Source organism: candidate division Zixibacteria bacterium HGW-Zixibacteria-1 (assembly GCA_002838945.1).
In the GTDB taxonomy this organism is placed as follows: domain Bacteria; phylum Zixibacteria; class MSB-5A5; order GN15; family PGXB01; genus PGXB01.
In genome coordinates, this window is record PGXB01000031.1 from 68,286 (window position 1) to 88,384 (window position 20,099).

At 48.7% G+C, this 20,099-nt stretch carries 18 protein-coding genes; 14 read left to right on the forward strand and 4 right to left on the reverse strand.

Going from position 1 to position 20,099, the window contains the following annotated elements; translation table 11 throughout:
• Window positions 1–14: 14 nt before the first annotated feature.
• The 4 genes from CVT49_11735 (at window position 15) to CVT49_11750 (ending at window position 5,201) form a co-directional block, all read left to right on the forward strand.
• Window positions 15–497: a crossover junction endodeoxyribonuclease RuvC gene (locus CVT49_11735; GenBank protein ID PKK82854.1), complete on the forward strand. Its 483-nt coding sequence runs from the start codon at window positions 15–17 to the stop codon at window positions 495–497.
• Complete coding sequence (locus tag CVT49_11740) at window positions 494–1,141, forward strand: hypothetical protein (GenBank protein ID PKK82855.1); 648 nt, start codon at window positions 494–496, stop codon at window positions 1,139–1,141. Before CVT49_11735 ends, CVT49_11740 begins: the two co-directional genes overlap by 4 nt.
• Window positions 1,142–1,144: 3 nt before the next feature.
• Window positions 1,145–2,173 carry a Holliday junction branch migration DNA helicase RuvB gene (locus CVT49_11745; protein ID PKK82856.1) on the forward strand — a complete coding sequence of 343 codons (1,029 nt, stop codon included), beginning with the start codon at window positions 1,145–1,147 and terminating at the stop codon, window positions 2,171–2,173.
• Window positions 2,174–2,330: 157 nt separating this feature from the next.
• On the forward strand, window positions 2,331–5,201 hold the full coding sequence (locus CVT49_11750; GenBank protein ID PKK82857.1) for a hypothetical protein: 2,871 nt from the start codon (window positions 2,331–2,333) through the stop codon (window positions 5,199–5,201).
• Between the two features lie 77 nt (window positions 5,202–5,278).
• Here the strand turns inward: CVT49_11750 and CVT49_11755 are convergent, their stop codons facing one another.
• The 4 genes from CVT49_11755 to CVT49_11770 all read right to left on the reverse strand — a co-directional run bounded on the left by CVT49_11755 (window position 5,279) and on the right by CVT49_11770 (window position 8,431).
• Complete coding sequence (locus CVT49_11755) at window positions 5,279–5,842, reverse strand: hypothetical protein (GenBank protein ID PKK82858.1); 564 nt, start codon at window positions 5,840–5,842, stop codon at window positions 5,279–5,281.
• A 40-nt stretch (window positions 5,843–5,882) separates the two neighbouring features.
• Window positions 5,883–6,311, reverse strand: coding sequence for a hypothetical protein (locus CVT49_11760; protein ID PKK82859.1), 429 nt, complete (start codon window positions 6,309–6,311; stop codon window positions 5,883–5,885).
• A gap of 312 nt (window positions 6,312–6,623) precedes the next feature.
• Window positions 6,624–7,511 carry a hypothetical protein gene (locus CVT49_11765; GenBank protein ID PKK82860.1) on the reverse strand — a complete coding sequence of 296 codons (888 nt, stop codon included), beginning with the start codon at window positions 7,509–7,511 and terminating at the stop codon, window positions 6,624–6,626.
• A 29-nt stretch (window positions 7,512–7,540) separates the two neighbouring features.
• Window positions 7,541–8,431, reverse strand: a complete 891-nt coding sequence (locus CVT49_11770; GenBank protein ID PKK82861.1) for an EamA family transporter — start codon at window positions 8,429–8,431, stop codon at window positions 7,541–7,543.
• Window positions 8,432–8,554: 123 nt separating this feature from the next.
• Between CVT49_11770 and CVT49_11775 the strand changes: the two genes are divergently transcribed.
• The 10 genes from CVT49_11775 to CVT49_11820 all read left to right on the forward strand — a co-directional run bounded on the left by CVT49_11775 (window position 8,555) and on the right by CVT49_11820 (window position 19,819).
• Window positions 8,555–9,439: a hypothetical protein gene (locus CVT49_11775; protein PKK82862.1), complete on the forward strand. Its 885-nt coding sequence runs from the start codon at window positions 8,555–8,557 to the stop codon at window positions 9,437–9,439.
• Between the two features lie 92 nt (window positions 9,440–9,531).
• On the forward strand, window positions 9,532–11,076 hold the full coding sequence (locus tag CVT49_11780; GenBank protein PKK82863.1) for a hypothetical protein: 1,545 nt from the start codon (window positions 9,532–9,534) through the stop codon (window positions 11,074–11,076).
• Window positions 11,077–11,197: 121 nt separating this feature from the next.
• Window positions 11,198–11,371 (forward strand): peroxiredoxin, encoded by a 174-nt coding sequence (locus CVT49_11785; protein ID PKK82864.1) that lies wholly within the window; start codon window positions 11,198–11,200, stop codon window positions 11,369–11,371.
• 63 nt (window positions 11,372–11,434) lie between these two features.
• A complete protein-coding gene (locus CVT49_11790) occupies window positions 11,435–11,830 on the forward strand; it encodes an alkyl hydroperoxide reductase (protein ID PKK82865.1) in 396 nt (131 codons plus the stop codon).
• 87 nt (window positions 11,831–11,917) lie between these two features.
• Complete coding sequence (locus CVT49_11795) at window positions 11,918–12,466, forward strand: hypothetical protein (GenBank protein PKK82866.1); 549 nt, start codon at window positions 11,918–11,920, stop codon at window positions 12,464–12,466.
• A 306-nt stretch (window positions 12,467–12,772) separates the two neighbouring features.
• Window positions 12,773–13,912 carry a hypothetical protein gene (locus CVT49_11800; GenBank protein PKK82867.1) on the forward strand — a complete coding sequence of 380 codons (1,140 nt, stop codon included), beginning with the start codon at window positions 12,773–12,775 and terminating at the stop codon, window positions 13,910–13,912.
• A 187-nt stretch (window positions 13,913–14,099) separates the two neighbouring features.
• Complete coding sequence (locus CVT49_11805) at window positions 14,100–14,462, forward strand: hypothetical protein (protein PKK82868.1); 363 nt, start codon at window positions 14,100–14,102, stop codon at window positions 14,460–14,462.
• Between the two features lie 35 nt (window positions 14,463–14,497).
• Window positions 14,498–17,428, forward strand: a complete 2,931-nt coding sequence (locus tag CVT49_11810; protein ID PKK82869.1) for a hypothetical protein — start codon at window positions 14,498–14,500, stop codon at window positions 17,426–17,428.
• A gap of 283 nt (window positions 17,429–17,711) precedes the next feature.
• Entirely contained in the window at window positions 17,712–18,233 is a 522-nt protein-coding gene (locus tag CVT49_11815) for an HIT family hydrolase (protein PKK82870.1), read from the forward strand.
• Window positions 18,197–19,819, forward strand: a complete 1,623-nt coding sequence (locus CVT49_11820) for a 3-isopropylmalate dehydratase large subunit (GenBank protein ID PKK82871.1) — start codon at window positions 18,197–18,199, stop codon at window positions 19,817–19,819. The genes CVT49_11815 and CVT49_11820 overlap by 37 nt, the downstream gene beginning before the upstream one ends.
• Window positions 19,820–20,099 lie beyond the last annotated feature (280 nt).

Below are 20,099 nucleotides of genomic sequence, written 5' to 3' on the forward strand. Positions count from 1 at the left end.
GATGTATTGACCTGATGGTTATTGTTGGCATTGATCCGGGGTTGCATATTACCGGGTATGGGGTAATTGAATCATCCGGGACCAGAACCCGGGTTTTGGAAGCGGGAGTGATTAAGACCAATCAGAATCGGGATTTCGAACTCAAATTGAATGAAATACACGCCGAGATCGGAAAAATCATCAGTCAATTCAAACCTGATTATATTGCAGTCGAGGAGTTGTACTCTCATTACGCTCATCCCAAAACGGCTATAATCATGGGACATGCCCGGGGCGTGGTGTTTCTGCAGGCGGCCCAATCAGGAATCCCGGTGGTGTCATATGCTTCGACACGCATTAAGAAATCGCTGACCGGCAACGGCCGGGCCAGCAAGAGCCAGGTTCAGAAAATGATTAAAACCATATTGAAGCTCAAGATGGATATTGCCTCCGCCGACACCGCCGACGCCCTGGCGGTGGCACTCTGCCACCATAATGCATTACTGGGGAAACAATGATATCTCAAATCAGAGGAAAAATCAGCAACCTTACCGAAGACCAGGTGACTCTGGAGCTTAATGGATTGTATTATGAATTGATGATCCCCTCCGGCCTCTATAATGAATTGAAAGAAGCGCGCTCGATCAACGCCGAAATATCGCTTTATGCCCTGAATTATATCGAGGCCGGCGACCGGAAGTCATATCATTATCCGCGGCTGATTGGGTTCACGAGAATGCTTGATAAGGAGTTTTTTCAGCTGTTCACGACGGTGTCGGGATTGGGTTTCAAAAAAGGACTGAAATCACTGACTCTTCCCATTAACGAAATCGCGACGGCTATCGAGACAAAGGATGTCGCCACGCTGGTGCGGTTGCCCGGATTTGGGAATCGTCTGGCGGAAAAGGTTGTGGCCGAACTCAACGGGCGAATGGCCCGGTTTGCTTTGGCCAAAGAAGGCAAGCCGCTGACAACAATCAGGAAAGAGAAAGCCGATATCTTTGCCGAGGCGGTCGAAGTTTTGATGCAGCTTCAATACCACCGGGCCGATGCCGAACGAATGGTCGAGAAGGCCATTGCGGCCAATCCGAAAATAGATGCTACGGAAAAGCTCATTTCCATTATATTCAGTCAGGAAGCGGCCTTGCGAAAGGGGTACTAACAGGTGAGCCGGGAACGAATTGTATCGGGAGAAATTATATCGCCGGAAGAAGAATCTTTTATTCTTTCACTGCGGCCCAAGAAGCTTGACGAATATATCGGCCAGAAAAAACTCAAGGAAAAACTCCGCGTTTCGGTCGAAGCCGCCAGAAAGCGGGGAGAAGCCTGCGAGCACACCTTATTCTATGGGCCGCCCGGTCTGGGAAAGACAACGCTGGCATATATTATTGCCAACGAAATGGGCAGCAGCCTGGTGGCGACCTCGGGACCTTCACTCAGCCGGACCGGCGATTTGATGGGGATACTCACTAATCTTAAGGAGGGGGATGTCTTATTTATCGACGAGATCCACCGCCTGTCTCCGGCCATCGAGGAGTTCATATATCCGGCTATGGAGGATTTCAAGGTTGATTTCGTGGTCGATAAAGGCGCATTCGCAAAAGTAATCAATATCCCCCTGAAAAGATTTACTCTGATCGGCGCCACGACGCGGGCGGGGCTGCTCTCGCCGCCGTTGCGCGACCGTTTCGGCTTATACCACCATATTGATTTTTACCCACCCGAAGAATTGAAAGAGATTGTCATCCGTTCGGCAAAATTGCTTGAGGTTTCCATCGATGATGACTCGGCGCTCGAAATCGCCCGCCGGTCGCGCGGGACCCCGCGCGTGGCTAATCGACTGTTGCGGCGCGTTCGGGATTTTGTGCAGGTCAAAGGGGATGGCAAAATAACAGTCGAACTGGCTCGCAAGGCGCTTGATGCCGAAGGTATCGATTCGATCGGGCTGGATAATCTTGACCGAAAATTCCTGAAGGTAATTATCGAATATTACAAGGGCGGGCCGGTTGGCATTGAGGCGCTCGGGGCCACTCTCAGCGAAGAACTGGATACCCTGGTCGATGTTGTCGAGCCATTTCTGCTTAAAATCGGTTTTCTCCAGCGCACTAAACGGGGCCGCATGGTATCGAGCGAGGCGGTCAAACATCTCGGCCTGAAAATCGATAAATCGGATCAGCAGAAGCTGTTTGAATAGCGATAATCATTTCTATTTACATCGCATATATTGCATATAATCCCGGCATTCAGCTAAAAAACTGCTTTGATAAAATGAGTAAATTTTGTATATTATTCATGGTTTGAAAGTCATACCCATATACTAATAGAAATATTTACCTTCCCGGGAGGACATCATGGTTGGGAAAAAGATTTCACTATTTGTAATCATTTTATCGGTTTTGCTCATGGTCCAAACGGCTGTTTCTGCGGACAAGTATATCCAGGCCAAAATCATTTTTGAAACGCCGGATCAGATACTTCTGATCCGAGGTCTCCATCTGGATATTGTCTGGCAGGGTGATCATTCTGTCGATATCGTGACCGATGCCGACGAAATCGCCGATTTGCAGAAACTTGGATTGAAAGTCGAGATCGTGCATGAGGATTTAAGCGAATTTTATCGTTCGCGTTTTGCTGACAAGGATTATACCGGATACTTGTCATTATCTTCGATCGAATCGGAACTGATGTTTCTTAAAATTCTTTATCCTGATTTGATTACCGACAAGATCAGCATCGGAACGACTTATGAAGGCCGGAACATTTATGCGGTGAAAGTTTCGGACAATCCTGATGTCGATGAAGATGAACCGGAAATTTTATACGCCGGGGCGATCCACGCCCGCGAAGGTATCACACCGCTGATTATTCTGGATTTCATTACGCATCTCCTGGAGAATTACGGCACCGATCCCGAGGCGACTTACCTTGTCGATAACCGCGAGATGTGGTTCGTGGCGGTTATTAATCCTGATGGATATGCCTATAACGACTGGAACACTCCGGGCGGCGGTGGGATGTGGCGGAAGAACCGCTTTAACAATGGGGATGGGACATTCGGAATCGATCTTAATCGTAATTATGGATATATGTGGGGGTATGATGACGAGGGTTCATCCCCATATACCGATGATCCGCTGTATCGCGGCAGCGGGCCTTTTTCGGAGCTTGAAACCCAGGCCATGCGTGATTTTATCAGCGCACATGAGTTCGTGGTCACGTTGTATTATCATTCTTATTCGAACCTTCTTCTCTGGCCGTGGAGTTATGAGCGCGGTCTTTATACGCCGGATGAGAATATTTACTATGCCATGGGTGAGGAAATCAAGGCGATTAACGGATATACGCCGGGGCCGGGGTGGATTCTCTATACGACCAACGGCGACAGCGATGACTGGGGTTATGGCGAGCAGACGATCAAGAACAAGAACCTTTCAATGACGGTAGAGGTCGGCGGTTATGATGACGGATTCTGGCCGGAGACGAGCCGGATCCCGGCACTTCTGACGGAAAACCTGCCCTTCAATTATTATCTGGCCAATGCGGTCGGTAATATTCAGGGCGTGATGGCTCCCGACGCGCCGCTGCTGACGGTGCCCGATTCGGTCGATGTGCTTACTCCCTATGAGATTAACTGGTCGCATGCCGATACCAATAACCCGGCCGTGAAATATGAACTGTGCGAGATGACAAACCTTACCAAGGTTACCGATGCCGCCGAAAATTTCGGAAACTGGGTCAACAACGGATTCGTGCCTGAATCATATACTTATCACTCGGGCTACAAGAGTTTCTGGTCAGGCGACCCCAGTACGACGGAAAGATATATACAGACCGTTACACCATATACTGTCAAGCCGGACGACACCCTGAAATTCTGGGCCTATTATGAAATACAAAATAACTTTGATTTTGCCTATGTCGAGATATCGACCGACGGCGTCCATTTCATCCCAGTTGACGGCAACCTGAGTACCGATATTGATCCCTGGTGGCATAATCGCGGGCATGGGATAAGCGGCGTGTCCGGAGGCGCTTCCTGGCCGCCGGAATGGGTTGAAGGGTTGTATCCTCTGACCGACTATGAAGGTGAAAATGTCTATGTCAGGTTCTCCTACAAAGATAACAGTCTGTACTATGCCTGGTACGGTATTTTTATAGATGATATATATCCGGTCATGCATTTCGAAACGATCAGCGTGCTTTCATCGAACATCACCGATACATCGTACGCTATCGGCGGTAAAGCCGAGGATTTCTATTATTACAAAGCGCGCGCGATGGACGCCGATGACCAATGGGGCGCCTTCTCGGAAATGCAGAAGGTCACGGTCGGCAACCCGCCCGAATTCTTCTGCGGTGATGCCAACGGCGACAGTTATGTGACCGTTATGGATGCGGTTTTCCTGATGCAATATATCCTTTTGAATGGTCCCGCCCCGGAGTTTTTGGGACAGGGTGATGTCGACGGTTGCGGCAGTATCAATGTCTCGGATGTGGTTTATCTCATGGATGCCTTTCTGAACGGCGGGCCGGGGCCGTGCGAGATGACCGGTGATTGCGTCCTGCCGACCGGAGGCAACAGTGTCAGCTTGGGATGTCCGATGACGGTAGCTATTCCTTCGGTGGATGATACGGTATCGATCCCGATTTATATTACCAACGACGTTGCGATAACCGGATTTTCGCTGGGATTCAGTTATAGTTCAGATGACATTGAAATTATCTCGGTCGATATGACGGGGACCATTGCGCCTGAAGATCCGAGCTATCGGATCGATGTCGCCGGAAAGCAGGTGCACATTGGTTATGCCGAAGTTACGAATGAAATACCGGCGCAATCCGGCGGTTTGCTGGCCAGGCTTAAGGTCCGGATTCCGGCCGGGATCACCGAACAGACCATTGATTTCGATTCTGTTTTTGTCGCGCCCGCAGGGAATTTCATTTTTTCGGCGATGGGCGGGGGAACTATTTATCCCGGCTATACCGATTGCGGAACGGCCGATTTAAGCCTTATCAATTTTGTCTGCGGCGATGCCAACGGATCATTGTCAATAAATATACTTGATGTGACATACCTGATCAACTATCTGTATAAGGGCGGCCCGGAGCCCGATCCGCTTCCGGCGGGTGACGCCAACGGAAACGGCGCCATCAATATACTGGATGCGACATATCTTATCAGTTATTTGTATAAAGGCGGCCCGGCGCCACTGTGCCCGTAAAGATTAAAAAAGAGCGGGAGCTAATCGGCTCCCGCTTTATTTTGAGATAACATTCGAATAATTTTGATCATTGCATATTAAAACACGATCCCGCCCCGCCACATGAGCCTGGGACTGGTCGTGACACTATAGGTGCCGTCACCACCCGAAGGCGCCGACATCCATCCGATATCACAAAGCAATCCCAGACGCTCATCAAACATGAAAAGCATCTCGGCAAAAATCTGAAAAGTGAAATATCGTGTTTCATCAAGAAGAAGAACTTTGTTGACCATCCCATACCCAAATGCAATCGCAGGACGGAAAAATAATCTTTGATCAGAATTACCCAGTTTTGCCTTTAAGACCAGGCTCAGGTCGAGGAATTGACTGTTCTCCACCCTGACGTCAAAACTACCGATATCCGCCGCAAATCCACCGTAAAATTTTCCATAAACCGGCAAATCAAGAAAGGCGCCGAAGATGGTGCCGGATTCCGCCGAATAGCGATGATTATCAATCCTGATGTCGGCTTCGCCGCAAAGCCCGACTTTGATTCCGAATACAGATTTACTTTTGGGGACATTATCTGCATGACAGGATGCTGTCAGAAAAAATAACATGAAAAGATAAATGAAAAAGCGACCCACCTTAAAAGACATGATCTGCCTCCCATATTTTGAAAGATTGATTAACAGCAATTTATATCGACAGGCCAAATCGAATCAACAAAAACGGCCCGCCGGAAATATCATTTTTATCGTTGCCGCCAGAAAGCGCCCAGAATAGACCCACATCCCAGAGCATACCGACTTTGCCATCGAACACCACCACCACTTCGTTGAAAATCTGAAATGTCAAATATGTAGTGTTGTCCACCCATGCAATTTCATTAAGCATCGCATGCCCGATTACGGCCGCCGGCCGGATAAGCAGGCTTCCATTATTCACGGAAAATCGTTTTTTCAAAATCAAACCGACATTTAGAAGATATTCAGATTCGTGCCACATTTTGATTTGAGCAGCATCGACGGCAACTCCCAGGTAAAAATCGCCGGATACGGGGAAATCCACGCTACTGCCGAAACATAATCCGTCATCGGTTTCATATTCCCGGTCATTTATTTTCATCGTCCCGGCGCCATAATGCCCTACTTTCAAGTTGAAAGTTCCCCTGTAACCTGTGCTGTCATTCGCAAATATGTCGGACGTAAAAACGGTTGTCATTAAAACTAGAGTCACCACAAAGGACAGACGCAAGAACATGCGCATAATACCTCCCTCGACAGTGTATAATGAAAGATTCAAATAAATGTAGTATGCCTAATCCAATATGTCAATATCTTTTATTTGAACGTGACAATAACTGTCATGAGCATAATGCGGCCATGTTTTGAATTAGATTTTATTTTCTGTTGACAGGGCTGTGTAATGACGAATTTTTTATCTTAATATACCCGAAATATATTTCACGGCGATGAACAGCATCGCCGCGGCCAGGATCACTTTGATGACCCGTGCTGAGATATATTTCTGTATGCGCGCCCCGACATACATCCCGGCCGCGCCGCCGATTCCGAACATCCCGCCCAGCAGCCAGTCGGGGGAAATGGCCAGACCGGTATCTCCATAGAACCGGGCAATGATGGCATAGAAAGCAACTCCGGCCACCGAGGTTATGAAAGTGCCGAGCAGGGCCGCCCCGGCCACCGTGTAAACCGGCAGTCCGAAGACAGCGATCAGAAACGGGGCGATAATGGCGCCGCCGCCGATGCCGTAAGTGCCGCCGACAATACCGACCACAAAACTCAGAGCCAGCAGGCCCATGGTCGAGGCCTTATATGGTTCGCCGTTGAATTCATAGCCGATGCATTTGAGATTGCTTTCAATGGGCGTCACTTCGAATTTACCACCGGCTGATGCCCTGGCGGTTTTCTTTTTTATGAAGTCAATCACCAGCCTGATCGCGATGTATAACAGCACCAGTCCGGCGAAAACTTTGAAGGCACGCGGGTCGGGGAGATACTTGATGCGGATAATGGCGCCCAGGAAGACTCCCGGCAGGGTCCCGATGATTATGGTCCAGGTCAGCGGCCAGACCATGCGCTTTTCATGCCAGTAACTATAAACTCCGCTGGGAATGGCAACGATGTTGAACACGAGATTGGTCGGGCTGACAGCCGGCCCGGTGAAACCGAGAATACTGACCTGGAAGGGAAGAATCAAGAAAGCGCCGGAGACACCGCCCATTGAAGTAAGGGTCGAAATGCCGAAGGCCACCAGCATGGGCAGCCACCAGTATGTTTCGACGCCGCTGATCGGAAATTCCATCATAAGCAGATAATAAATAAAATGATGAGTTATTCCGGTATAATAATTTTATCTTTTTTTCTTCTCTTCAGGACCACGAAAATGCCGGACAGAATCAAAATGCCGCCAATCAGGGTCCACCAGCCTGGAATCTGGTCAAAGAAAAATATTGCCAGGACGGTGGCGCCGATCGGCTCGCCCAGGACGGTGGTCGCCACGATATGTGCCTGAACGAATTTCAGAAGCCAGTTATAAAGCGAGTGCCCGACCACGGTCGGGATCAGGGCCAGCAGGAAAAATATGAACCAGGTCCGCGCCGGGTAATCGGTCAGGTTGACATGGTAAAAGAGCGCGATAATGACCAAAGTTATCGCGGCGATCGAATAAACCGGGAAGATGTAGCCGAGATTATCGAGATTGGCGCGCAGCTTCCGACCGATGAACAGGTAGAGGGCGGCGAAAACGGCCCCGGCCAGCGCCAGAAGGTCGCCGATAATATAGTCTCGGCCCATGTCAAAATCAGCGCCTGAAATAATAATTATGCCAACCAGCGCGATAAGCATCCCGATAATCGAGCGCGAGGGGATGCGTTCTTTCAGGAGGGATGCTTCCAGAATCAACACCCAGACCGGCTGGGTGGCGACCAGAATAGCCGAATTGGATATGGTTGTGTAAAAAAGTGAAGTCACCCAGACGGCAAAGTGAAGACCCAGAACCACACCGGAAGTAAGAAGAAGAATTTTTTGCCGGCCGGTCAGCGTTTTCATGGCTCTTCTCAGCGCCGGGAAGGCCGGGACCGCCAGTATTATCGAGGCAATGGCCATCCGGTAAAAGGCGGTTGGAAGCGGGCCGGCACCGGACAGTTTGATGAGTATTGCGGCCCAGGAGACAGCGAAAGTCGCCACGAACAGGGTGGCATATATCGTACCTTGCTTTACCATAAGACTTCCTGTTAATTGACAGGCAATATACGTATGTAAACTTTATATGTCGACATAATTGCTCAACAGGCCTAAATTATGTCGCAAAGTGAGCACCCTTTTGAAATTTGCTGAAGATATATAATGGTAAATTTTCTTCTGTTGCTGGCAGTAACTTTTTGGGGACTGTCGTTTGTCGGGACCAAAATAGCCCTGGCGTACCTGACGCCGATTGAAATTGTCACCGCCCGAATGTTCCTGGGTGTCCCGGTTCTGTTTCTTATCATGAGGTTCAAGCGGATCGCATTTCATTTCGAGAAAGGCGATTATGTGATTATACTGATAGCATCGATGCTGCTTGGTATCCATTTTCTAATTCAGGCGAAAGGGCTGATCTATACCACCGCCACCAACACCGCCTGGCTGATTGCGACAATTCCAATTTTTATAGCTTTTCTTTCCTATCTGTTTCTAAAGGAAAAGCTGAATATTTTCAAGATAAGCGGGATTGCGGTCGCAACCGTGGGCGTTCTTCTATTAATTTCGAACGGTCATTTTAGCGATTTCGGGTGGATCAGGTCAACCGGAGACTGGATCATCCTGGCCAGTTGCGTTACCTGGTCGGTTTATACTATTATCACGCGCAACATTACTCGAAGGGTCAACCCGCTGGCGGTGTCATTGGGTATTCTGCTGCCGCCGGCAATAATTTTAATCATATATACTCTGGGGGCAACCCCCCCTACGAAATTTCTGCATCTGCCCTGGCATATCTTTCTGGTTCTGGTATTCCTCGGTGTTATTTGTCTCGGGTTGGCGCACTGGCTCTGGCTCGAGGGTTTATCTAGAAAGGGGGCCACCGATGTCGGGGTATTTCTGTATTTTGAGCCGATTGCGACTACTGTTGCCGCCATCCCGATTTTGGGTGAACAGCTCTCCATTTTTTTAATAATTGGGGCGATATTGATTATTTCCGGTGTTTATATGGTTCAAAAAAGGCCACTTTCCGTCCCAGTTCGAAAAAAGTAGCTGTTTTTTCCATAATGGTTTTTTAGTTGCAAAATTATTCCGATAAAATTAAATAGTGGAAAATCCGCAATAATTTAAAGAGGTGGAAAGCCATGAAAAAGAATATGATCATATTTGGTATTTTGACCCTGGCGCTGGTATTGTCCAATTCAGGCTGGGCTCAAAGTTCTACGCAACTAAAAGACCTGCAATTATTGATTGATTCGACTTTGCTGGTCGAGGCGCATATTTTTGCTCCGAAGGCATATGAAAAAGCCGAGGGCAAACTCACCGAGGCCAAACGCGCCATAGAGCTACAAAAGAAACAGGGCAGCGTCGATAATCTTGTCGCTGAATCACGCGAGTATGCCGAGAATGCCCTGAAAGCCGCTGAAGTCGCCAAGCTGACTCTGGCCGATTATCTTGAGCCGAGGAATCTGGCTAAGAAGGCCAACGCCCCGGTGCTGGTTCCGGAACTGTATCAAAAGGCCGAAGCTCAATTCGTAAAAGCGACAACCAGGGTTGAGGATGGCGATGTCAAGGGCGGGCTCAAGGAAGCGGAAAAATCTTCACCCCTTTTCAGCGAGGCTGAATTACAGGCAATCAAGACCGATATAATGGGCGGAGCGGCGCGATTGGTCGAGAAAGCCGTGACCGATGAAGCGGGCAAGTATGCTTTGTCCACTCTTGATAGGGCCCGGACCGCGTACACACGCTGCGACAATACCCTCACCAAGGATCGTTATAACCGCAAGGAATCACTGGATGATATTCACGTGGCCGAATATGAAGCGCGCCACGCCTCAAATATAGCGCAGTCGGTGCGTTCGCTGGAGCGCAACGACCAGGCCTGGGAAAAACTGATGTTGCTCTATGAAATTGAGATGCAGAAAGTCGGCAAGGAACTGGGGATGGAACGATTGCCTTTTGATAACGGCCCGATGGCCGCCGCCGACAGCCTTAAAGCGGCCGTTGCCAATCTTAAAAATAAAAGTCAAAAGTTGCAGGAAGCCAACTCGGAAGTATCGAGTAGATTAACCGAGGCCTTCAAGAAACTCGAAATAAGTGTCGAAGGAACCGATGCCGTCAAATTATCGGTTCTGCTTGATAAGGCCGTGAATGAAATGCTGGCCGATAAGAGCCGGCTGTCCAGCCAGCTCGATGCCAAAGCGGCCAAACTGCAGGAACTGGAGTCGTCGCACGAGCAGATGGCGTCGGAACTGGAAAAGCGTCAGGAGCGGGAAGAAAGGCTTAAAAACGCCAGAGCTATCCTGAACCCGACCGAAGGAACCGTCATTTTGAATGCGACCGATGATATCGTTCTCAGACTGTTCGGTCTTTCATTCGCCAGCGGTTCCAGCGAGATCACCGAAGCGCATGTACCTTTATTGGAAAAAGTGGAGCAGGTCCTGAATATGTTTCCGAATTCCAAACTGATGGTCGAAGGGCACACCGATGATCTCGGTGAGCGCACGACCAACATGCGCCTTTCCGAAAAAAGAGCCTTTGCCATCATGCAGTACTTGCGTGAAGCCATGGGGATTTCCGCGGACAGGATCAGTGCTACAGGATACGGGCCGGATAAACCGATCGGTACTAATACAACCAATGAAGGGCGGGCCAAAAACCGACGCATAGACATACTGATATTTCAGTAATTTCATTATTTTCTTGTCTTATGTTTAGCATGGTTTTATATTTTGTTGAGTAAACAGACCATAATCGGGTTATTATTATCCGGTTTGCCAGGGATTGAGAAAATACCAATAGGAGTTATTTATGGCAGATCAACCTGTTGGATGCGCGCGACCGACCGTCAAAGTCGGAAGCAAGGCGCCTGATTTTGAAGCCCCGGCCTATCATAAGGGCAAATTCACCAGTGTCAAGTTGTCGGATTATATGGGCAAATGGCTCCTGATTTGTTTCTATCCGGGCGACTTTACCTTTGTCTGACCGACCGAATTAACGGCGGTCGCCGGCAAGTATAAAGAACTTCAGGGACTCGATACGAATGTCCTGTCCATCAGTACCGATTCGATTTTCACACACAAAATTTGGGATGAGGAAGAACTTTCAAAGATGACCGACGGAGGTATTCCGTGGCCGATGGTATCCGATGCCGCCGGGCATCTCGGCAAGGTTTACGGAGTGTATGACGAAAACAGCGGGGTCAATATCCGCGGCCGTTTTCTGATCGATCCTGACGGCGTGGTGCAGGCAATGGAAGTAATGACACCGCCGGTGGGGCGCAAGATTAGCGAAACGATCAGGCAGATCCACGCCTTTCAGCATGTCCGCAAGACCAAGGGTGCCGAAGCCTGTCCTGCAGGGTGGGAACCCGGCAAACCGACGCTGAAAGTCGGGCCGGATTTGGTCGGCAAGGTCTGGAAAATCTGGAAACCGGATGAGTAAACCGATCTGAATTTCGGGGCGGAACTGCAACGTTGTTCCGCCTTTTGTTATAATTCCTCTATTTAATTCGTACTTGGAGGGGCTGATATGGATATCAAGGTGCGCTCCCTGACTGAAGAGACCAGCGGGGATTATTTTCGCCTGCATTCCGACGACAATAAGCATGGCTGGTGCTATTGTGTGGCCTGGTGGGTTCCGACATGGGAAGGATGGAGCCAGCGCAGTATCGAAGATAATCGCAGTATGCGTGAACATCTTTTCCGAATCGGCGAATATGACGGATACCTGATGTATGACGGGGATGAGCCGATCGGGTGGTGCCAGGCCGGCCCGCGCGATCGCCTGGTCAAACTAATTACCGAGTACCGGCTGCCCTATGATTCCGATATCTGGGCGATCACCTGTTTTTTTATTATTACAAAATATCGGGATATCGGCCTGGGTCAGCATATGCTTAAAGAAATTCTTGAGGATCTCAGAAAAAAAGGTGTTCGATATGTCCAGGGCTTTCCCCGCCGGGGAAAGAATCTGAAGGTTGATGATCTCTGGACCGGCCCCGAGAATTTTTTCGTGAATGCGGGCTTTAATCTTGAACGCGACGACCCCAACTATCCGATTTACGGATTGAAACTTTGATGGTTAATTTGACACGCTTGTTCACGCTTTCAGTCAGTCAGTAAATCATAAATGTCCTCCTCCGGGGCGCGAATTACCGGCAGCTAAGAGCCCGGTCTTCGTCAAAATGAAAACATCATATAATACGCACCATATTTGTTCTTATTGCCAATGTAGATGTTGTAGATTCACCCCCCCTGTAAATTGAATTCCAGTCGTGCAAGGGTTTGCCTGCATCATGCAAAAATCAATCCAAATCCAATAATAATAGTGATAGCTTAATTTTATTATTTTTATTTTACCCCTTGTCGTCGTAATATATTCGTTATGTTGGACAAGCTTCGGTCAAAAGTCGCCATTGTTGAGTGCAACAGTTATGACATCGACACTGTTAAGTCGAAGATTTCTGGCATTCTTGAATTGCTTGGTGGTTTGGATCAATATGTCAAGCCGGGCATGAAAGTCCTTTTGAAGCCCAACCTGATTTCCGCCAAGGCCCCTGAGCGGGCCATTACAACACATCCCGAAATTGTGGCCGCCGTGGCCAATGAGGTTAGAAAGCTTGGAGCCACTCCAATTATAGGTGATTCTCCCGGAGGAGCCAAAGTCGGGATTGAACGCGTTTGGGAGAAGACCGGCATGAAGGCGATGGCGGAGAGGGAAGGGTTGGAGCTGGTTAATTTTGAGGCGGCCGGTTCTCAGAGATTTCGCTGCAACGGCCGGGCCTATTATCTGGCCATGCCCGCGGTCGAGGCGGATTTAATTATTAATCTGCCCAAACTCAAAACCCATGTCCTGACTTTGATGACCGGTGCGGTTAAGAATGTCTTCGGGCTGATCCCGGGCTTTCGCAAGGGTAATTATCACAAGGAATTTCCCAAACCGCATGATTTTGCCGAAGTCATTGTTGATATTCTATCGGTCAAAACCCCGGCTTTGACCATTATGGATGCAGTCTTATCCATGGAAGGAGATGGTCCTTCCTCGGGCGAACCGAGGTGGACGAATTTACTCCTGGCCTCGCGAGACCCGGTGGCGGTCGATGCCATCGCATCGGAAATTATCGGTCTCGATCCCGGAAAAGTCCCGACAACCCGGATTGCTTCGGATGCCGGATTGGGGATCGGTTGGCCTGAAATGATCGCTATACTCGGTTTACCGCTTGAAAAGGTCAGGATTTCTGATTTCAAATTGACCTCGAATCGTAAAATGGAATTGCTTCCCAACATCTTTGTCAGGGCTATAGATCCCTTTATCTGGATTCGTCCGGCTATAGACAGGAGTTTTTGCAGCGGTTGTGGAATTTGTGTAAGTTCTTGTCCCACAGGTGCATTACGTCTAAATGGGGATAAGACACCCGGTTTCAATTATGATTTATGCATCAATTGCTGGTGCTGTCATGAGCTTTGTCCGGAAAAGGCTGTAGCTGTGAGAAAATCATGGTTGGCCCGTAAATTTATAAGATGAAGCGCTCTTGGGCGCAAATATTGCGCCGACGCAGATTCTGCTTGACAAATCAATTGAAGATTAATAAGTTAAAGTTGTAGCAAGATTTGCGATTACCGATTGAACATATTATGATTTAAACGTGTTTTTTTTAATGAAAGCTTTGACCGTTGAGAGTTCCTCTTTCTATAGGTCAGGGCAGTATTAAATGGAGGCAAAAGCCATGCAGGTAACCAAGACTTTGGCAATATTATTTGCTGTCGTCCTGGTTGTCATTTGCTTCAATGCTCCCGTGGTTAATTCCTGGGATGGCGGCACCCGTGATCATCCTTGGGATGGTGATGGCAGTGGCGATGGCGGTGGTGACAATATCATTATTGACACAACGTCAAACGGTGGTACCAAGGTCCTCTTGACTATTTCGCCTTCGGGGAATCAAGGCGGCGGTGTCTCGGGTTTAGGGACTTTTGTGACTGCTGTACATTTGTTGTTTGTCTATCATGACATGCCGGGATTTTATACTGAAGTATTGGGAGCTTTTGGGGCAAATGCAAACAGTGAGGTTAAGTAAAAACCAGGGTAGTAAACTTTAACTAAAGCATTAATATGAGCCTTACCTCACATCAAAACGGCGATTTTGATAACAGGCTTTATGAAATTGAAAAGCTATACCGCCAAAGAAAGCCTGAACTTGCTGATGAATCATTGAAATCGCTGGCCGAATCGGGTTTTGGGCCCGAGGGACCGGAGTTGGGGGTTTACAAAACGCTCCAATCGGCTTCTTTGTACTACTCCAGCAAGTATTTGGATTCTATCAAAATCGGACTCGAGGCCAGCCGGCTTCTAACTTCAACGGCGTTCCACTTTTGGGTGGGAAGCCTATATTTAACTCTTTATCGAAATTATTATGCAGTCGGTGATCTAAAACTCTCAGAAAGATATGCTCTTGATGCTTTGGCCTTTTTCCGCAGAAGTAATGATTCTGTCGGAATGGTTGGTGCCTTGAATGGCCTGGCCCGTATCGCCTTTATTCGTTGCGATTATGGCAAGGCAATTGAATTCATTAATGAGGCCATTGATAATTCCAAGGGTGACAACATTCGTTTGGCTGAAGAAATCGGTAATCTGGGCCGCATTGAAATATTAAACGGCGATTGGATTTCTGCTGAAGAACATCTGCAGGCGGCATTAAAGCTGGGCAGTCATCTTGATCTGAAATTGACTGTTGCCAGAAATCATCTGTCGCTGGGTTTCCTTTATCTGCGTCAGCGTAAATTTACGGATACTCTTCGGGAATTCCGCGCTGCTTCGGTTGTATTTAAGGCAAGCGATGCTCAGCGTGATGAAGCCATCATGTACGAATATGAGGGTGAGCTTTCATTGGAGATGGGCGATGTGGTTCAGGCCAAAAGAACGCTCGGTAAGGCCCTGGGAATGGCCCGGGATCTTGGACCCGAATCGGCGCTTGGTTCACAAATAAACCGTCGGCTGGCTCAGGTTGAATTGATCCTGGACAATCTGGATGAGGCCCTGCGGCTCGCGCAGAAAGCTCTTGATATTGCCACTAAAATCGGTGAAAAGAGTGAAATCGGCTTATCCCGGATTATTATCGGTGAGATTTTTGCCGCCAGAGAAAATTATGACAGCGCCATCGAATATGTTCAAAACGGCTTGGATAATCTGCGCGAGGTCGGCGATCCGTATGATATTGCCCGCGCCCTTATGACTGTTACCGATATCTATACCAGATCCAATAAAATCAATTTCAATCGAATCGACAAAAAATATGATGAGGCCTTCAGACTTTTCAATAAACTGAAATTATTCTACTGGTCGGGAGAAGTCAGGTTCCGGCAGGCGGTCTTCTGCTGCCAGACTTCAAGAATCTCGGCCGGGTTTAAGTTCCTTCTGGAAAGCGAAAAGATATTTTCCAATATTTCCGAAAAGGCCAAGGTTCGCAGTATCGGTATTTTCAAGAATGAATTATCCAAGCAGGCGGTTCAGGCGTCGCTGTCACAGGAAAACGAATTCAAGATTTTCGGCAATTATTTCAGCGATTCCGAATACTCGAATCTCAAATCAGGGCAGATTCAGGAAATCATCGATATTCTCTGCAAGAGAACCAAAGCTCATCGGGTATTAATTTACAACGCAGCTTCCAGTTCGCAGGATGTGGTTACTACCATGAGTCTGACGGCGCACCAGAAGTTGAAATTCCTGCAGCAGTTCAAAGAATTGCTTGGTGAAGAATTCAGCCAGAATGGCCCAACCCTGATTCTTGACAGCCGGCGCGATCCTTTCATAAATGATCTTCTTAACGGCCAGAATGGCAATGTGGTTTCGAGCGTTATTGTCGTACCATTGATGCTCGGCAAAGATATCAGCGGTTATGTCTATCTTGACCGCGTCTCCTCCAACGGTGACTTCAGTCCGTTTGGCCAGAAAGAACTCAATTTTGCGGTCGGTTTTGCCGATCTGATTTCGCTCAAGCTGTCCGAATATGATCGGCTGACGCTGGAAGAGGACAACAAGCGTTTGAAAGCGCAATTGATGGAGGAGACGGCCTTTCCGAATGTTATTACGCAAAATAAGGAAATGCTGGAAATGCTGGCCCGGGTGCAGCAGGTCGTCAATTCGGATATTTCGGTTTCGATCGAGGGTGAAACCGGGTCCGGCAAGGATTTGCTGGCCAAGACCATTCACTATAATTCCAACCGCAAGGATAAGCGCTTTATATCGGTAAACTGCGCCGCCCTGCCGGAGACATTGCTGGAATCCGAATTGTTCGGACATAAGCGGGGTGCCTTTACCGGGGCCGATCGAGACAAAGTGGGTTTATTCGAGGAAGCCGACCGCGGGACATTTTTCCTGGATGAAATCGCCGACATGCCCTTATCCATCCAGGCCAAAGTACTTCGGATTCTGGAAGAGAAGGAAATCGTCCCGCTGGGCGAAACCAAACCGCTGAAAGTGGATGTCAGAATTATATCGGCCACCAATAAGGATCTTAAGACGGAAATGGAAGGGGGGCGCTTCCGCCAGGATTTATATTACCGCCTGACGGCGCTTTGTTTCAGGATTCCTCCGCTCCGGGAACGAAGGGAAGACATCCCGCTATTGATCAGACATTTTGCCGGCGACCGGGTAAGGTTTTCGCCCGATGCCTTGCGGCAGCTGGTGGCCTTTGAATGGCCCGGCAATGTCCGCGAACTGGAAAATGAAATCAAGAAACTGGTGTTGCTTTCCGGAGAGAACGGTCTTATCAATGTCGATCTATTATCGGGCAAGATTCTCGAGCAAAGCGGCCGGGTTGAGACGGCGGGATTGAATCTTGATACCAATATTAACTTCAACGAAGAATTTTCTCTGTATGACTACCTGGCGGAATACGAAAAAAGATTTATTATCAAGGCGCTTCGCGAGCAAGGCGGCATAAAGAAGCATGCGGCATCAATCCTGAATATACCCGAATCGACGCTTCGTCTGAAAATAAAGCAGTACAACATCGATATCGATAAAATCAGCACCAACGCTTAAAAAAAATCCTGAAAAGTTTATTTTTTATATTGATTGCCTGTGCCGGTTATTTGTATAATCGCTAAACAGGAGGTGAAACCTATGGCTGGTAAAGTTCCCCCAAAGAAGGAAAAGAAAAAACCCAAGAAAAAACAAAAAAAAGAAAAATAGGGTATTTTTTCCTGTTATATTGAGGCTCCCTCGGATGGGAGCCTTTTTTTGGCCCGGTTAAATTTCCATCTATGACCGGGCAAATTTGAGAAACCAATTGAATTCCTGAAGATTTTATTTATATTATTGGGTTATGAGCAGAAAATTAATCTGGGCGCCGTGGCGGGCGGAGTATATTCTCGGCAAGAAAGAAAAAGGGTGTATATTTTGCAGCCGCATCAAGAAACGCTCGGATGCCAAAAATCTGATTGTTTATAGAGGTGACAACACCTTTGTCATCCTCAATAAATTTCCTTACAATTCCGGGCACAGCATGGTGGTGCCCAAAAGGCATATCAGTTGTCTCAGCGATCTGACCGATGTCGAGGCCGCCGAGTTTTTCAATGTGGTCAGATTGACGGTTGAAGCCACCAAAGCCATATTTCACCCGGACTCGTTCAATATCGGGATGAATATGGGGCGCGGTTCCGGCGCCGGCGTGCCCGAGCATATCCATATGCATGTGGTGCCTCGATGGACCGAGGATACCAATTTCATGCCGGTCATTGGCGATACCGAGGTGGTTTCGTTTCCGCTGGATATGATTTATGAAAAACTGAAAAAAGGATTTGATCAAGTATGCCGCGGCGGAAAATCCCGACCAAATCGGAGTTAATTCAGCTTCAAAAGCTGTATAAGACCGACGAGAAGATTGCCGAGAGGCTGGGCAATGTTTCGCCTCAGCTGGTGGCATATTGGCGGCGCAAGAAAAATATCCCGAAACATTCCTTTCCGAAATTCTCCCGTCAGGATATCAAGGATTTGTGGGAACGGTACGGCGATGATTACCGCTGCGGTCTGGATCTGGGTATTTCCAAAGCGGCCTTCTATAATTGGCGAAGGAAATATGATCTGAAGGATAAACCGGCTTTCCTTAAGCTGGAGCAGCTGGAACTGGATCTGGGCGGGCCGGGCAAAACGACCGTCAGAAAGCATCAATACGGGCATCAGACCATCGTTCAGAAAATTCTTGCCGAGCGGGGCCGGTTGGACAAAATCGAAGTCGGCGAAGTTGTCGAGGTCGAGCCGGATCTGGCCATGTCGCATGATAACACCGGCGCGGTCATCGAACAGTTTCAGCAGATGGGTCTGAATTACATCTGGAACCCGAATCGGGTTGTCATCGTTCTCGATCATGGCGCGCCCACTGTGTCGAACAGCCTGCCCGAAACGCATAAATTGATTCGTGACTTCGTCAAAAGACAGAGTATTAAATATTTCTATGATATATATGAAGGTGCCTGCCATCAGGTGGTCGTGGAGAAAGGGCATATTCTTCCGGGGCAACTGGCGGTCGGGACCGACCCGCGGACGACTTCTTATGGATGCATTGATTCTTTTGCGGTCGGCATCGATGCCGCGGAGATGGCGTCCCTCTGGGCACAGGGGAAAATGCGGTTTACGGTACCGTCCACCATAAAAATTATCATCAACGGCAAAGTACCGCGCGGCGTTTTTGCCCGCGATATAATCCTTTTTGTCGCCCGGAAATTGACGGAAAATGTGGCCGATGCGAAAGCCATCGAGTTTTACGGCACGACCGTATCGCAGATGTCGGTTTCGGAACGGTTTACCATGACCAACCTGGCGGCCGAGCTGGGCGCGCGGGCGGCGGTCTGTTCTTTTGATTCGATTACGCGCCGATTCCTGGCGGGGCGGACCAAAATGCCGTATCGTCCGGCTATCGCCGACAAGGATGCCGAGTACGAAGCGACGTATGAATTCAATATCGATCATATTATACCTCAGATTGCCGGGCCCTCGGGGATTGCCAGTGTCGATGATGTCGCCCGGATCGCCGGTCTGCCGATCAATCAGGTCGTAATCGGTTCCTGCGCCAACGGGCGTTTCGATGATCTGCGCATCGCCGCCGATATTCTCAAGGACAAGAACGTGCATTCCGATGTGCGGCTCCTCATTTATCCCGGATCCCGTTCGATATATCTGGAAGCCTTGAAAAAAGGCCTTATCCGCGTTTTTGTCGAAGCGGGCGCACTGGTGCTCGGGCCCGGATGCGGCGCCTGCCCGGGATCGGCCCGCGGCATGCTGGCTTCGGGGGAGCGATGTCTCGCCACGACAGCCAACAGCAGTTCCGGTCAAACGGAAGCGGGCGAGCCCGAGATCTATCAGGTGTCGCCGGCGACGGCGGCCATCTCGGCCGTCAAGGGTGTCATCACCGACCCGACCGCCTTCGTGAAGTAATCAGGTTTTCCCGTACCAATATTGTCATTCCCGCCCGCCTTGGCGGATAAACTCCGACGGGAATCCATTATCAAATGCACACATGGCATTCTGTGACCGAATTACCATCAAATTGATGTAGTGACCCCACCGATTGTGACCGAAAATCCCTTGTAAGCTTTATGCCTTCTTTTGCTTGCACGGAATTGGCTTTGTTTTTGCGTTTTTAAAATTTTGGATTCCCTAAATTCACAAACGAAGTGCAACACCTGTATAAGGTGTTGTTATGGGACAAATCTAC